Origin of the sequence: Roseiflexus castenholzii DSM 13941 (assembly GCF_000017805.1) — a bacterium.
GTDB classification, from domain to species: domain Bacteria; phylum Chloroflexota; class Chloroflexia; order Chloroflexales; family Roseiflexaceae; genus Roseiflexus; species Roseiflexus castenholzii.
On sequence record NC_009767.1, the window covers coordinates 2,498,017 to 2,511,295 of the forward strand.

11 protein-coding genes and 1 pseudogene are annotated in these 13,279 nt (G+C 62.0%); 6 read left to right on the forward strand and 6 right to left on the reverse strand.

What is annotated here, in order from left to right; translation table 11 throughout:
* The first annotated feature begins 621 nt into the window (after positions 1-621).
* The 3 genes from RCAS_RS09995 to gatA are packed head-to-tail and all read left to right on the forward strand — an operon-like array spanning position 622 to position 4,455.
* A complete protein-coding gene (locus tag RCAS_RS09995; protein ID WP_012120462.1) occupies positions 622-1,548 on the forward strand; it encodes a glycosyltransferase family 2 protein in 927 nt (308 codons plus the stop codon).
* Positions 1,502-2,983 carry an undecaprenyl-phosphate glucose phosphotransferase gene (locus RCAS_RS10000; protein WP_232280221.1) on the forward strand — a complete coding sequence of 494 codons (1,482 nt, stop codon included), beginning with the start codon at positions 1,502-1,504 and terminating at the stop codon, positions 2,981-2,983. Before RCAS_RS09995 ends, RCAS_RS10000 begins: the two co-directional genes overlap by 47 nt.
* A complete protein-coding gene (gatA, locus tag RCAS_RS10005) occupies positions 2,983-4,455 on the forward strand; it encodes an Asp-tRNA(Asn)/Glu-tRNA(Gln) amidotransferase subunit GatA (protein ID WP_012120464.1) in 1,473 nt (490 codons plus the stop codon). Before RCAS_RS10000 ends, gatA begins: the two co-directional genes overlap by 1 nt.
* 2,700 nt (positions 4,456-7,155) lie before the next feature.
* Here gatA and RCAS_RS10020 read toward each other — a convergent pair.
* The 5 genes from RCAS_RS10020 to RCAS_RS10040 all read right to left on the reverse strand — a co-directional run bounded on the left by RCAS_RS10020 (position 7,156) and on the right by RCAS_RS10040 (position 10,180).
* Positions 7,156-7,869, reverse strand: a complete 714-nt coding sequence (locus RCAS_RS10020; RefSeq protein WP_012120465.1) for a Uma2 family endonuclease — start codon at positions 7,867-7,869, stop codon at positions 7,156-7,158.
* Positions 7,866-8,591 (reverse strand): Uma2 family endonuclease, encoded by a 726-nt coding sequence (locus RCAS_RS10025; protein WP_012120466.1) that lies wholly within the window; start codon positions 8,589-8,591, stop codon positions 7,866-7,868. Before RCAS_RS10025 ends, RCAS_RS10020 begins: the two co-directional genes overlap by 4 nt.
* Before the next feature lie 61 nt (positions 8,592-8,652).
* On the reverse strand, positions 8,653-9,087 hold the full coding sequence (locus RCAS_RS10030) for a hypothetical protein (RefSeq protein ID WP_012120467.1): 435 nt from the start codon (positions 9,085-9,087) through the stop codon (positions 8,653-8,655).
* Entirely contained in the window at positions 9,088-9,756 is a 669-nt protein-coding gene (locus tag RCAS_RS10035) for an alpha/beta hydrolase (protein WP_012120468.1), read from the reverse strand.
* The gene (locus RCAS_RS10040) at positions 9,701-10,180 is read right to left on the reverse strand and encodes a hypothetical protein (RefSeq protein ID WP_012120469.1); all 480 of its coding nucleotides are present in this window, start codon (positions 10,178-10,180) and stop codon (positions 9,701-9,703) included. Before RCAS_RS10040 ends, RCAS_RS10035 begins: the two co-directional genes overlap by 56 nt.
* A 184-nt stretch (positions 10,181-10,364) precedes the next feature.
* Between RCAS_RS10040 and RCAS_RS26495 the strand changes: the two are divergent.
* The 3 genes and pseudogenes from RCAS_RS26495 to RCAS_RS10050 form a co-directional block, all read left to right on the forward strand.
* Positions 10,365-10,616: pseudogene (locus RCAS_RS26495) on the forward strand (nucleotidyltransferase domain-containing protein); the annotation flags it as partial.
* Positions 10,617-10,666: 50 nt separating this feature from the next.
* Positions 10,667-11,053: a HEPN domain-containing protein gene (locus RCAS_RS25945; protein ID WP_012120470.1), complete on the forward strand. Its 387-nt coding sequence runs from the start codon at positions 10,667-10,669 to the stop codon at positions 11,051-11,053.
* 34 nt (positions 11,054-11,087) lie between these two features.
* Positions 11,088-11,711, forward strand: coding sequence for a hypothetical protein (locus RCAS_RS10050; protein ID WP_012120471.1), 624 nt, complete (start codon positions 11,088-11,090; stop codon positions 11,709-11,711).
* Here the strand turns inward: RCAS_RS10050 and RCAS_RS10055 are convergent.
* Positions 11,692-13,269 (reverse strand): MFS transporter, encoded by a 1,578-nt coding sequence (locus RCAS_RS10055; protein ID WP_012120472.1) that lies wholly within the window; start codon positions 13,267-13,269, stop codon positions 11,692-11,694. The genes RCAS_RS10050 and RCAS_RS10055 overlap by 20 nt on opposite strands.
* Positions 13,270-13,279: the final 10 nt, after the last annotated feature.

Below are 13,279 nucleotides of genomic sequence, written 5' to 3' on the forward strand. Positions count from 1 at the left end.
ACGAAGGACATGCGCTTCATGGTTCTTCCCCGTCGTGCGCTTCGGGTCCCTGGCGGTTGAGCCTTCCATGACTTCACGGCAACAAGCAACCACGAAGGTCACGAAGGGACACGAAGGACATGCGCTTCATGGTTCTTCCCCGTCGTGCGCTTCGGGTCCCTGGCGGTTGAGCCTTCTATGACTTCACGGCAACAAGCAACCACGAAGGTCACGAAGGGACACGAAGGACATGCGCTTCATTATCTATCGGCAGACGGGCGGAATAAATTCCGCGTTACGCAGTCACCAAGGGACACACAGGAAATGCACTTCATGTCTATTCCCCGTCGTGCGCTTCGGGTCCCTGGCGGTTGAGCCTTCCATGACTTCATGGCAACAAGCAACCACGAAGGTCACGAAGGGACACGAAGGACATGCGCTTCATTATCTATCGGCAGACGGGCGGAATAAATTCCGCGTTACGCAGTCACCAAGGGACACACAGGAAATGCACTTCATGTCTATTCACCTTCGTGCGCTTCGGGTCCCTGGCGGTGAAGCCGGTGTGCAGTGGACTCACTCATGCATTATGGATTGGATGTGATATAATCGGCATCAGCACGCCGCTTGCGGGGTTCGACCGTGCCGTCGCTCGCAATTGTCATTGTCAGTTACAACACATGTGATCTGCTGCGCGCGTGTTTGCGCTCTCTCCAGGAGAATGACGCGCATCACGCAGTCAGCATCTGGGTGGTCGATAATGCCTCGACCGACGGAAGCGTCGCAATGGTGCGCGCTGAGTTCCCCTGGGTGCGCCTGATCGTCAGTCCGCGCAACGGCGGTTTTGCCTATGCCAACAATCTGGCGATCCGTGCGATCCTCGACGAAGCGGGTCTGGCGGCAGCGCCCCATGGAGCGTCGGGCGCCGATTACATTATGCTCCTTAACCCGGATACAATTGTGCCGCATGGCGCACTTGACGGGTTGACCGCATATATGGAAACACATCCTGATGTTGGCGCCTGCGGACCAAAGTTGCTGCTGCCCGATGGCTCGCTCGACCTGGCATGCCGGCGTTCGTTCCCGACGCCAGAAGTCGCATTTTACCGGATGATCGGTCTGTCGCGCCTGTTCCCGCGCCATCCACGTTTTGCGCGCTACAATCTGACCTATCTGGACGAGAATAGTGAGGCGGATGTGGACGCGGTGGTGGGTGCGTGTATGCTGGTGCGTGCCAGTGTCGCGCGCGAGGTTGGTCTGCTTGATGAGGCGTTCTTTATGTACGGCGAAGACCTTGATTGGGCATATCGCATGAAGCAGTACGGCTGGCGCATCAGATATGTTCCATCGGTTACGGTGTATCACCACAAACGCGCATCGAGTAGCCAGCGCCCGGCGCAGACGATCCGCTGGTTCTATGATGCAATGCGCATCTTTCATCGCAAGCATTTCGCCGCCACCACGCCAGCGTTGTTCAATGCCGTGATCGAAGCCGGTATTACGCTGAAGGAGTATCTCAGCCTTGGCAGCAATTTCCTCCGCCCCCCGATCGGGCGCCGCGTCGGGTAAAGCCACGCGCCAGCGCACGTGGGTGGTGCGCACATTGCTGATCCTGGCGCTGCTCGCCTGTGATTCGCTGGCGCTCAATACAGCGTTCCTCGCCGCTTTCCTGTGGACGGCGCGCAGTGATGCAGAGTTTGCGGTTGTCCTCGCTGCCGTCGGTCCGGCAACGTGGTTAACATCGCTGCTATTCCTGAATATCTCCATGGCGGTTGCGTTCATCGGGAGCAGCCTCTATTCGCTGCGGCGCGGTGTTTCGCGCGTGGATGAATTCTTCAAGATCATCGTGGCAGTGTCGCTTGGTACGTTTGCTACGCTGATTATTAATGCGATGCAACCACAGTTTGGACGCGACCCGCTTCCCTGGAGCGAAGGGGTGCTCGTGAGCGGGTGGGTTGGGGCGGTGACGGGAGTGACGGCGCTGCGTCTGGCGCATCGCTCGGCGCTGACGGCGCTGCGTCAACGCGGGATAGACGTGCGGCGCGTGATTATTGTCGGGACGCGCGATCCGGGTCGGGTGGTGCTCAACACGATTCGCCGACAGCCTGAAATGGGGTATCATGTCGTCGGCTTTATCTCGAACTCGACGCCGGTCGGTACGCTGGTCGAAGGCGTGCCGGTGCTCGGCAAACCGGCGGCGCTTGGGCGCGTTATCCGAGCGGCGCGCGCCGATGAGGTCATTATTGCTGTGTCGGGGCGCACGCCAGCGGAAGTGCTGGACCTGGTGGCGCTCGCTGAGGATGAATCGGTTGAGATCAAACTCTACCCCGACGCATTTCAGTTGATTACCAACAATGATGTGTCGATCGGTGATGTCAGTGGTCTGCCGCTGATTGGCATCCGCAACGTGGCGCTCGATAGTCCGGTGAACCGTGCCCTCAAGCGCAGTCTCGATCTGATGGTCGCCACCCTGGTGCTGACCCTTGGATCGCCGGTGATGCTGTTGATTGCGCTGCTGATCAAACTGGAGTCGCATGGTCCGGTCTTCTTTGTGCAGGAGCGCGTTGGTCTCGACGGCAAGCCGTTTCCGACGTTCAAGTTTCGCACGATGCGCGTCGATGCGCCGCAGATCGGCAACTGGACGACGAAGGACGACCCGCGCGTGACGGCGCTGGGGCGCTTTCTGCGGCGCTACAGCCTCGATGAACTGCCGCAGTTTATCAATGTCGTTCGCGGTGAGATGAGCGTCGTTGGTCCACGCCCCGAACAGCCGGTGTGGGTCGAGCGGTTCAGCCAGAGTATTCCACGCTATATGCGTCGCCACAAGCAAAAGGCGGGTATCACCGGTTGGGCGCAGGTCAATGGGTTGCGCGGTGATACCAGTATCGAGGAACGCACCCGCTATGACCTCTACTATGTCGAAAACTGGTCGCTTCTGTTTGATATAAAAATTATTATCAAGACGATTGTGGATATTCTGACAGGAAAAAATCGAGGGTACTGATGACGCCTCTCTATCAGTTGACGGTTGCTCAGGCGCGCGAGATGCTGGCGCGCGGCGAGATTTCCTCGTTGGAATTGACCGACGCGCTGCTGACGCGGATTGCCGCTGTGGAACCGAAGGTGCGCGCGTTTCTTGTGGTTGATGCCGCTGGCGCGCGGGCACAGGCGCGCGCAGCCGATGCGCGTCGTGCGGCCGGCGATGCGTCGCCGTTGCTCGGTATTCCAATGGGTATCAAGGATGTGATTTCGACGCAGGGGCTGCGCACGACCTGCGCCTCGAAAATGCTTGAGAACTATACACCGGTGTACGATGCGACGGCGGTGGCGCGGTTGAAGGCAGCAGGTGCGGTGATCCTCGGCAAACTCAATTGTGATGAGTTCGCCATGGGGTCCTCGACCGAGAACAGCGCCTTTCAGCAGACGCGCAATCCCTGGAACCTTGAACGGGTTCCAGGCGGTTCATCCGGCGGTTCAGCAGCAGCCGTCGCTGCCGGCGAGGCGCCGGCTGCCCTTGGCACCGATACTGGCGGCTCGATCCGCCAACCGGCGGCGCTCTGCGGCATTACCGGTCTCAAGCCGACCTATGGGCGCGTGTCGCGCTACGGACTGGTGGCGTTTGCCTCGTCACTCGATCAGATCGGTCCGATGGCGCGCACGGTGCGCGATTGTGCGATTGTGCTCCGGGTTATCGCCGGGGCGGATCCGTTCGACGCTACCTGCACCGATTATCCGGCGCCGGATTACGAAGCGGCGTTGACGGGTGATATTCGTGGGTTGCGCATTGGCGTTCCGCGCGAGTACTTCGTCGCCGGTATGCAACCCGACGTCGAGGCGGCGGTGCGCACTGCCATCGAGGTTCTGCGCGAACAGGGCGCGGAGGTGTGTGAGATTAGCCTGCCACATACCCCATATGCGCTGCCAGTTTACTACCTGATCGCTCCCGCCGAAGCCAGCGCCAACCTGGCGCGTTTCGATGGCGTGCGCTATGGGTTGCGCGTTCCAGGCGAAAGTTACTTCGATGAACTCGAACGCACCCGCGGCGCCGGGTTCGGTCCAGAAGTTCGCCGCCGCATTATGCTGGGAACGTATGCGCTCTCGGCAGGGTACTACGATGCCTATTATAAACGCGCCCAACAGGTGCGTACCCTCATTCGCCGCGATTACCAGCAGGCGTTCGAGCAGGTCGATGTTATCGCGGCGCCGACGACGCCGACCGTTGCGTTTAAGATCGGTGCGCACACCGATGATCCCCTGGCGATGTATCTGGAGGATGTCTGCACCCTGCCGCTGAATCTGGCAGGATTGCCGGGTCTTGTGGTTCCGTGCGGGTTTGCCGAAGGATTGCCGATTGGGCTGCAACTGATCGGGCGGGCATTCGATGAAGAGTCGCTCCTGCGCGTCGGCGATGCCTATCAGCGTGTGACCGACTGGCATACGCGGATGCCGGAAGTGCGCGAGGACGGTTCCGCTTGAGGGTCGCGTTGGCTCATTTTGTCCCTTGTTCCCATGTCTCTCTCATGCGTCGGTCTGCCAGGCGCATGCTGAACATGGACAACACAATTCGGCATGCGCGCTGCGCCCGGCGGCTGAATCCGCAGGCTCCGCCACGCAAAGCCTGCCTGCGCGGGCTGGACGGGGCGAGATTTCAGTCTCCGCGTCGATCCCAGGCGCCGGTACTTCCATCCCCATACCCCACGCGAGTGATGCAACCGGAAGGTTGCCGGAATACGTCACAGGAGAGCCTGGTCAGCAGCCCCCAGTAGGGCTTCCACGTCCTCAGTGGGGGGGCTTCTACCAATGACGATTGACGATGCCGCATGCGTGTCATTCCGAGCCCTTCGCTTCGCTCAGGGTAAACGCAGCGAGGAATCTCAGCGGGTCGCGCACGACCCCTCGCGCTGCTCGGGGTGACCATGCCGGATGGTCACCGGTCATTGGTATGAGAGATGAGAGAGGCGAGGCGCGAGGGGAGAGGTGCGAGGGGAGAGAGGGGCGAGGCGTGAGGCGTGAGGTGCGGGGGGCGAGAGGGGAGAGGGGAGAGGGGAGAGGCGAGAGGGGCGAGGCGAGAGGGGAGAGGGGAGAGGGGAGAGGCGAGAGGCGAGAGGCGAGAGGGGAGAGGCGCGATACCAATGACGATTGACGATGCCGCGTGCTGGTCATTCCGAGCGCAGCGACTTGTCATTCCGAGCGCAGCGAGGAATCGAAGCGGGTCGCGCACGACCCCTCGCGCTGCTCGGGGTGACAATACCGGATGGTCACCGGTCATTGGTATGAGAGGTGAGAGAGGCGAGGCGTGAGGCGTGAGGCGTGAGGTGCGAGGGGAGAGAGGGGCGAGGCGAGAGGGGAGAGGCGAGAGGCGAGAGGCGAGAGGCGAGAGGCGAGAGGCGCGATACCAATGACGATTGAAGATGCCGCGTGCTGGTCATTCCGAGCGCAGCGACTGGTCATTCCGAGCGCAGCGAGGAATCTAAGCGGGTCGCGCACGACCCCTCGCGCTGCTCGGGGTGACCATGCCGGATGGTCACCGGTCATTGGTATGAGAGATGAGAGAGGCGAGGCGCGAGGGGAGAGGGGCGAGGGGAGAGGGGCGAGGCGAGAGGGGAGAGGCGAGAGGGGAGAGGGGAGAGGGGAGAGGCGAGAGGCGCGAGGGGAGAGGGGCGAGGCGAGAGGGGCGAGGCGCGAGGGGAGAGGGGAGAGGGGAGAGGGGAGAGGCGAGAGGCGAGAGGCGAGAGGGGAGAGGCGAGAGGCGAGAGGGGAGAGGCGCGATACCAATGACGATTGACGATGCCGCGTGCTGGTCATTCCGAGCGCAGCGACTTGTCATTCCGAGCGCAGCGAGGAATCGAAGCGGGTCGCGCACGACCCCTCGCGCTGCTCGGGGTGACAATACCGGATGTTCACAGGGAATTGGTATGAGAGGTGAGAGAGGCGAGGCGCGAGGGGAGAGGTGCGAGGGGAGAGAGGGGCGAGGCGTGAGGCGTGAGGTGCGGGGGGCGAGAGGGGAGAGGGGAGAGGGGAGAGGCGAGAGGGGCGAGGCGAGAGGGGAGAGGGGAGAGGGGAGAGGCGAGAGGCGAGAGGCGAGAGGGGAGAGGCGCGATACCAATGACGATTGACGATGCCGCGTGCTGGTCATTCCGAGCGCAGCGACTGGTCATTCCGAGCGCAGCGAGGAATCTAAGCGGGTCGCGCACGACCCCTCGCGCTGCTCGGGGTGACCATGCCGGATGGTCACCGGTCATTGGTATGAGAGGTGAGAGAGGCGAGGCGCGAGGGGAGAGGTGCGAGGGGAGAGAGGGGCGAGGCGAGAGGCGAGAGGGGAGAGGCGAGAGGCGAGAGGGGAGAGGCGAGAGGCGAGAGGCGAGAGGCGAGAGGCGCGATACCAATGACGATTGACGATGCCGCGTGCTGGTCATTCCGAGCGCAGCGACTGGTCATTCCGAGCGCAGCGAGGAATCTAAGCGGGTCGCGCACGACCCCTCGCGCTGCTCGGGGTGACAATACCGGATGTTCACAGGGAATTGGTATGCAGCCGGGGGATTGCCCGAGGGAGAGAAGGGGGGAGAAAATACCCCTCCCCACAAGGGGTTTAAGGGTGGGCCGAACACTTGAGCGAACACCAGCACGCCCGGCGGGGGACGGACCCGTGCGCGGCGCCGATCTTCCCGCTCCCGTGCGCGGGAGCGGGGCAGGGGGCGAAGGGGATTGCTTCGCCGCCTGCGGCGGCTCGCAATGACTGTGTGCTTCGACCGGCTGCGCCGGTGGCGCTAATGCCCCGTTGGGCTGCGGGGCGAAGGGGATGGCTTCGACCGGCTGCGCTGGTGGCGCAGTGACAGTTTGCTTCGCCGCCTGCGGCGGCTCGCAATGACCGCGTGCTTCGACCGGCTGCGCCGTGATGAGATTGATTCGACCGGCTGCGCCGGTCTCGCAATGACAGTTTGCTTCGACCGGCTGCGCCGGTGGCGCAGTGACGAGAGTGCTTCGACTGGCTGCGCCGGTCTCGTAATGACAGGGGCAGCACCCTCCCTCGTTTAAGGGCGGACCGAACCCCGCGCGCACCCTGGTTGATGAACGCCCCTCTCCCGCACGCGGGAGAGGGGCAGGGGGTGAGGGCAACACTATGCGCATGCGTATTGTTCGCCTTCGCACACCAAATCGACTTCTTCGGGCGCACTCTCATGTCGTCCGCAGGCGCTCGACGAACGCAGCGTGGGTCGGGTCCGCCAGGCCGCGCTGGAGCGCGGCAAGGAGCGCCGCAGCATCGCCCCTCCACAACGCCGCCGGTTCGAGCCACAAGCCGGGGAAGGCGCGGCTGCGCAGCGTGCCGTCGGCTTCCAGCGGCAGCGGCGTGAACACCCCCTCGCGCAGTTCCCACCAATCGACGCGCTGCTCGTACGTCTGCGCCACCAGGTACTCGCGCACGCCGACGCGCGCATAGACGCGCTTTTTGTCGTGCAGGTCGTAGGCGGCGCTGCTGGCGGCAATTTCGACGATCAGGTCGGGCGGACCTTCGATGTAGTCGTCGCCGGTGACGCGCGAGCGCCCGCCGTGGTGCGGTTCGAGGCGCAACAACGCATCCGGCTGGTGTTCGTTCTCGAAGTCCAGCACAACCGTAGCATTGTCGCTGAAGTCAATGCCTGGAGTTGCTGCCGCATATGCGATAATCCATCCGACCAGCAGGCTATGAGGTTTGCCGTGCTGGCGGTGACGCACCGGTGATGCCACGTAGACGACTCCATCGATCAGTTCAGCCTTCTTGATGTCGGGGTGCAGCGCATAGCGCCGGACGAACTCGGCGCGCGTCAGGCGGTCGCCGGAGTGCAACGGCGGGCGCGCGGCGGGCGCGATGTCGGTGGAGATGCGAGATGTGATGTCAGTTTCAACGCTCATTCCTGTTCTCCGGCTGACGTCCGCAGGCGCTCGACGAACGCGGCGTGGGTCGGGTCCGCCAGCCCGCGCTGGAGCGTGGCAAGGAGCGCCGCAGCATCGCCTGCCCACAACGCCGCCGGGTCGAGCCACAAGCCGGGGAAGACGCGGCTGCGCAGCGTGCCGTCGGCTTCCAGCGGCAGCGGCGTGAACACCCCCTCGCGCAGTTCCCACCAATCGACGCGCTGCTCATACGCCTGCGCCACCAGGTACTCGCGCACGCCGACACGCGCGTAGACGCGCTTTTTGTCGTGCAGGTCGTAGGCGGCGCTGCTGGCGGCAATTTCGACGATCAGGTCGGGCGGACCTTCGATGTAGTCGTCGCCGGTGACGCGCGAGCGCCCGCCGTGGTGCGGTTCGAGGCGCAACAACGCATCCGGCTGGTGTTCGTTCTCGAAATCGAGCCGCACAGTCGCGTTATCGCTCCCATCGACTCCCGGCGTTGACGCGCCGTAGACGCCAAGCCAGGTTGCCAGAAGCAGATGGATTTTGCCATGCTGGCGGTGACGCACCGGTGATGCCACGTAGACGACTCCATCGATCAGTTCAGCCTTCTTGATGTCGGGGTGCAGCCCATAGCGCCGGGCGAACTCAACGCGCGTCAGGCGGTCGCCGGAGTGCAACGGCGGACGCGCGGCGGGTATGCCGGCAGGGGTGTGCGTTGCGATTTCGAGGTCAACACTCATAGCAGTGCTCCCGCAGAAAGTATAAACGCCTCGCGCGGGATGCGCAAATAACCGCCGACGCTCATCGTCCAAAAAAGACAACCATCAACGTGATGGCGAAAAAACCGAGTGATACGGCAAACAACCCATACCAGCGGCGGTAGAGGTGTGGCGGGCAGGGGTACGTCAACGGACGGATGAACACCTGAATGTACGCCATCGTTGCCACGAACTGCGCGACGAACAGCCCGATCTTCGTCAGCACCCAGGACGTCCAGCCGGTGTACAACTGCGCCAGCACGATGCCGGAGACCAGGACGCCGGCAAACACAACGTCGACGAACTTGACCTCGCGCCGAATGTAGGCGCGCAGAAGCGCGGCATCGCTCGTCACATCGCCAACAATCGTCGTCAGGCGCGACTCGAACGTGCGCACCACCAGGAGAGACGCAGCCACGGCGCCCATCCAGAGCGCAAAACAGACCACATGAACCAGAAGAAGAAACTGGTAGTACATTCAACGTTCACCATTCAACGTTTTCAGCCACTCCGTCAAATCGAGCAGCGCCTCAAGGTTGATTTCGTGCGCCATCGGGTATTCGCGGTAGGTGAGCGCCACACCGAGTTGGCTCAGAAAATCGCGGCTGGCGCGCCCATGGGCGATCGACACCACCTGGTCGTGCGTGCCGTGAATGACCAGGAATGGCTTGTTGATCAGCGCGGCGCGGTCTGGTAACTCGTCGATAATTGTTGAGGGCACAATACCGCTCAATACCGCCGCACCCGCTACGAGATCCGGGCGTGTCAGCGCAGTCAGCGCCGCCATCGTTCCGCCCTGGCTGAAGCCAGCGACAACGACCCGCGACGGGTCGGCATGGTATGCCTGCGTCGCCTGTTCGACGAACTGCGCCGTCACGTGTGCTGCGTGACGCGCCTGGACATCATCGACAGCAATCACACCATCTGGGGTGAAACCGATCTCGAACCAGGCATACATGCCCGGCATGAGCATAATCGGCGCGCGTGTACTGAGCACCAGAAACTGCGGATCAATATAGGGCGTCAGCCCGAACAGGTCCTCCTCGTTGCTGCCATACCCGTGGAAAAGGACGAGCAGCGGCGGATGCGGGTCATTGCCCGCTGCGGGGCGCACCAGATGATGGAGTGGCAGATGACGCGGTTCCACGTTCATGGTCCTCCGATAATTCGCCGCTGTACGCTGCATTGCGACAGTCGGAACCAAAACTCAGAACGGCAAGTCCAACGACGCCGCCGAGGATGCAGGCGGCGGGAAGCCAGGGCGCCGCCAGAAACGGCAGCGCCGCCAGGAGTGTGCCGGTTTCGGCAGCGTTCAACAACTGAACGCCGAGCGCAATGGCGCCAAAGCAACTGACCTGCAACGGGCGCAGGCGCGGTCTCACTGCGCACGACGCTCCTTCGTGTCGCTGTCGCAGGCGCACTGCCACCCCGCCGAGCAGCACGGTCAACGTCAGCCACACTCCGCCGGCGCCAGGCGCCAGGAAGGTATCGAACCAGCCAATGATCTGCCAGGCGGCGAACGCGCCAGCCGCAGTCAGGGCGAAGAGGATTTTCCAGTCTGTGCGACTCATGCCATTGCTCCAGCATACCGGCGCCGGTCAGGACGCGCGATGAGCAACGGGTGACGAGCATCTGCCCGTAAGTTGCTCCGGCGTCTTTATTGTACTCGAAGTTGGAGCGTCGTTTTCGAGATGATTATCTCGCGCTGCGGCATGATACAATGAAAGGTGAATGCTGTTCTTCGGGAAACGTATGATGATACCTTTCAAAACAATCGAAGCAATCAGTGATCGGATCGCGCAGGAGTTTGAGCCTGAACTGATTATTTTATTCGGTTCCTCTGCTTATGGTCATCCTCAAGAGGACTCCAATGTCGATCTCCTTGTGGTGATGCGCCATGATGGAAACAACGTTTACAAGGCTATTGACATCCTGAACCGGGTCCAGCCACCCTTTCCCATCGATCTCCTGGTGCGCTCGCCGGAAGAGTTCTGGCAGCGTATTGCGTTCAACGATCTCATTTCTGTGCGATATTCTTGCCAGAGGACGTATCTTCTATGCATCCGCTCACAGCAGAGTGGATCAGTAAAGCCAAGGGTGACTTCGCCACTGCGCAACGCGAGTTGCGCGCACGCAGTTCCCCGAATTATGATGCCGCTTGTTTCCCTGCGCAACAGTGTGTGGAGAAGTATCTCAAAACGCGCCTTCAAGAAGCAGGACAGGTTATTCCGCGCACCCACGATCTCGTGGTGTTGTTGAACCTGCTGCTGCCTGTCGAGCCTGCCTGGACGCACCTGGCTTCCGATCTTCGGGCGCGTACAGTCTTCGGCGAAGCGTTCCGCTATCCGGGTTCATCTGCCGACCGTACAATGGCGCGTGATGCAGTAAGGCGATGTGCTGCTGTACGAAAAGCGGTGCGCCAGTCATTTGGACTGTCGGTCTAACCTTTTCACATCGTGCGTATGCTATAATTGAGGTATGTCCTACAGCGATTTCAAACTGCCCGAACTGAAGCGTCGCTTTAACCTGATCCTGGAAGAAGACGTCGATCTCTTCAGCGCAGCGCCAGAAACGCCGGTCAGCGACTGGCTTCGGGCGACGTTGCATGAGACGCTCTCGGTCGCGTTGGCGATCAATACCGAGAAAGGGCGCTCTGAATTGATCATTGCGCCCATCCTGGTGGAGTTGCGCAAACAGACCGGGTACACCGTCAGCTTCTTTTCCGGCGTCGATTTTACCGTTGACCCGTCTCAGGGATTGAACGGCGTGTGTGATTTTATTGTCTCACTGTCGCCGGAGCAGCTCTTCGTCAGTGCGCCGGTGCTGATTATATTCGAGGCGAAGAATGAGGATATCAAGGGCGGCTTTCCGCAATGCATCGCAGCGATGATCGCAGCACAGCGCTTCAATGAGCGCGAAGGAAACGCTCTTCCGCTCATTCACGGCGCCGTTACGACCGGCACGAACTGGCGCTTCCTGCAATTGGATCAGAACGTCGTGCGCATCGATCGTCGCGAGTATTACGTCGATAATCTTCAGAAACTGCTTGGCATCCTGATGACGATAACCGGAAAACTGGCGGTTACCCCGACGCTTCCCTGACGGCGCGCCCCGGCAGCCAGATTGCGGCTATGAGCGCCAGCGCGCACGCTGCGACGGCGAAGAGGAATGTTTCACCCACGACCTGCGCCGCCACATCGATCAAAAACATCCGTACCTGATCAAAGTCTGCCAGCAGCGCCGGGTCTGCTGTGCGGCGCAGCGCATCCTGGCGCTGCACACCCCACAACGTCAGCGTTGAGACGCCAGCGGTCATGCCGATCAGTCGCAGGATGATGACCAGCGCCGACGCCGCGCCGCGTCGGTTGGGTCCGGCAGCCGTGATAATTGCCGAAGCCGTGGGTGCAAGCGCCATACCGATGCCGCAGCCTGCCAGTGTCAGCCCGCCGACCATCGTCCCGTAATCAGTGTCCGATTGCCAGCGGCTCATTGCCAGGTATCCTGCGGTTGCCACTGCCAGCCCGATCAGCGCCGGAAGGCGTTCGCCGAATCGTCCCGCCAGGCGACCACCAGGCCAGGCCAGCAGCGCCAGCGCCAGGGTCAGCGCCGACAGCACCAGACCAGTCTCCCACGCGCCTCGCCGCAGGATGTCCGGGTCGGTCGGGTAGAGTAGCCCCAGGCGGGTATTGATGAACAGTGGCACATTCGCAATCGCCAGCGCCAGCACGAACCCGATCAATACATTCATGATCGATGCCGCAACCGTTCCGCGCTGACGGAAGAGCGTCAGATCGAGCAGCGGGTCGCGCGCCCGCCGCTCGACCCAGATGAACGCCGCCAGCACAACCAGCGACGCCAGGGTCAAGGGCAACGCATATGGAGGTGGTCCGGGACGGTCGCCATAAAAATCGGTCTGCCCCAACTCGGCGCCGGCGCCCATGCCGATGTTGAATGCTGTCAGGCTGAGCGAGATCAACACCGCACCGCGCCAATCGAAACTGCCTGCTGCGCGGGTGATGACCAGCCGCCGTAGTGCCAGCCAGGTCAACGCCAGAGCAATGATACCAAATGGCACATTGAGCCAGAACAGCAGCCGCCAGTCATCGAATAACCGCATGAGCGCGCCGCCGTAGACATGTCCCACCATCCATCCGGCAGTGTCGACGGCGGCGATCACCCCCAGTGCCGCCGGACGCCGCTCCGGCGGGAAGAGATCGCTCACCAGCGCCATCGAGATCGGCACCAGCGCTCCCGCGCCGAGCGCCTGCACCACCCGTCCCAGGACCACCTCTTCGAGCGCCGGCGCGACCGCAACCACAATCGAGCCAATGGTAAAAATGGTCAGGCAGATCATGTAGGCGACGCGGCGCCCGTACAGGTCAGACAGGCGACCGGTAAAGGTCATGCTGATGGTGTAGGCAAGCAGATACCCGGTAATGATCCACGAAGCGCGGTGCAGTTCGGTTTCGATTGAGACGCTCAGATCGACCATGATCTTCGGCAGAACCGCTGTCACAATTGTCAGATCGACAGCGCCAACGAATACAGCGGCGCAGACCAGAGCCAGCGCCGCCTGTGGCTGCTGAAGCCAGGCGGAGATGCCGCGTTCCTGGACCGGCTGTGATGCGCTGATCGTTGCTGGTTTCTGTTCGAGCGTCAAAGGACCTCCT

Bases quoted from the DNA above. Each gene is read 5' to 3' on its own strand.
- gatA (WP_012120464.1), top strand. From the start codon at position 2,983: ATGACGCCTCTCTATCAGTTGACGGTTGCTCAGGCGCGCGAGATGCTG.
- RCAS_RS10020 (WP_012120465.1), bottom strand. From the start codon at position 7,869: ATGAGCGTTGAAACTGACATCACATCTCGCATCTCCACCGACATCGCG.
- RCAS_RS10025 (WP_012120466.1), bottom strand. From the start codon at position 8,591: ATGAGTGTTGACCTCGAAATCGCAACGCACACCCCTGCCGGCATACCC.
- RCAS_RS10030 (WP_012120467.1), bottom strand. From the start codon at position 9,087: ATGTACTACCAGTTTCTTCTTCTGGTTCATGTGGTCTGTTTTGCGCTC.
- RCAS_RS10040 (WP_012120469.1), bottom strand. From the start codon at position 10,180: ATGAGTCGCACAGACTGGAAAATCCTCTTCGCCCTGACTGCGGCTGGC.
- RCAS_RS25945 (WP_012120470.1), top strand. From the start codon at position 10,667: ATGCATCCGCTCACAGCAGAGTGGATCAGTAAAGCCAAGGGTGACTTC.
- RCAS_RS10050 (WP_012120471.1), top strand. From the start codon at position 11,088: ATGTCCTACAGCGATTTCAAACTGCCCGAACTGAAGCGTCGCTTTAAC.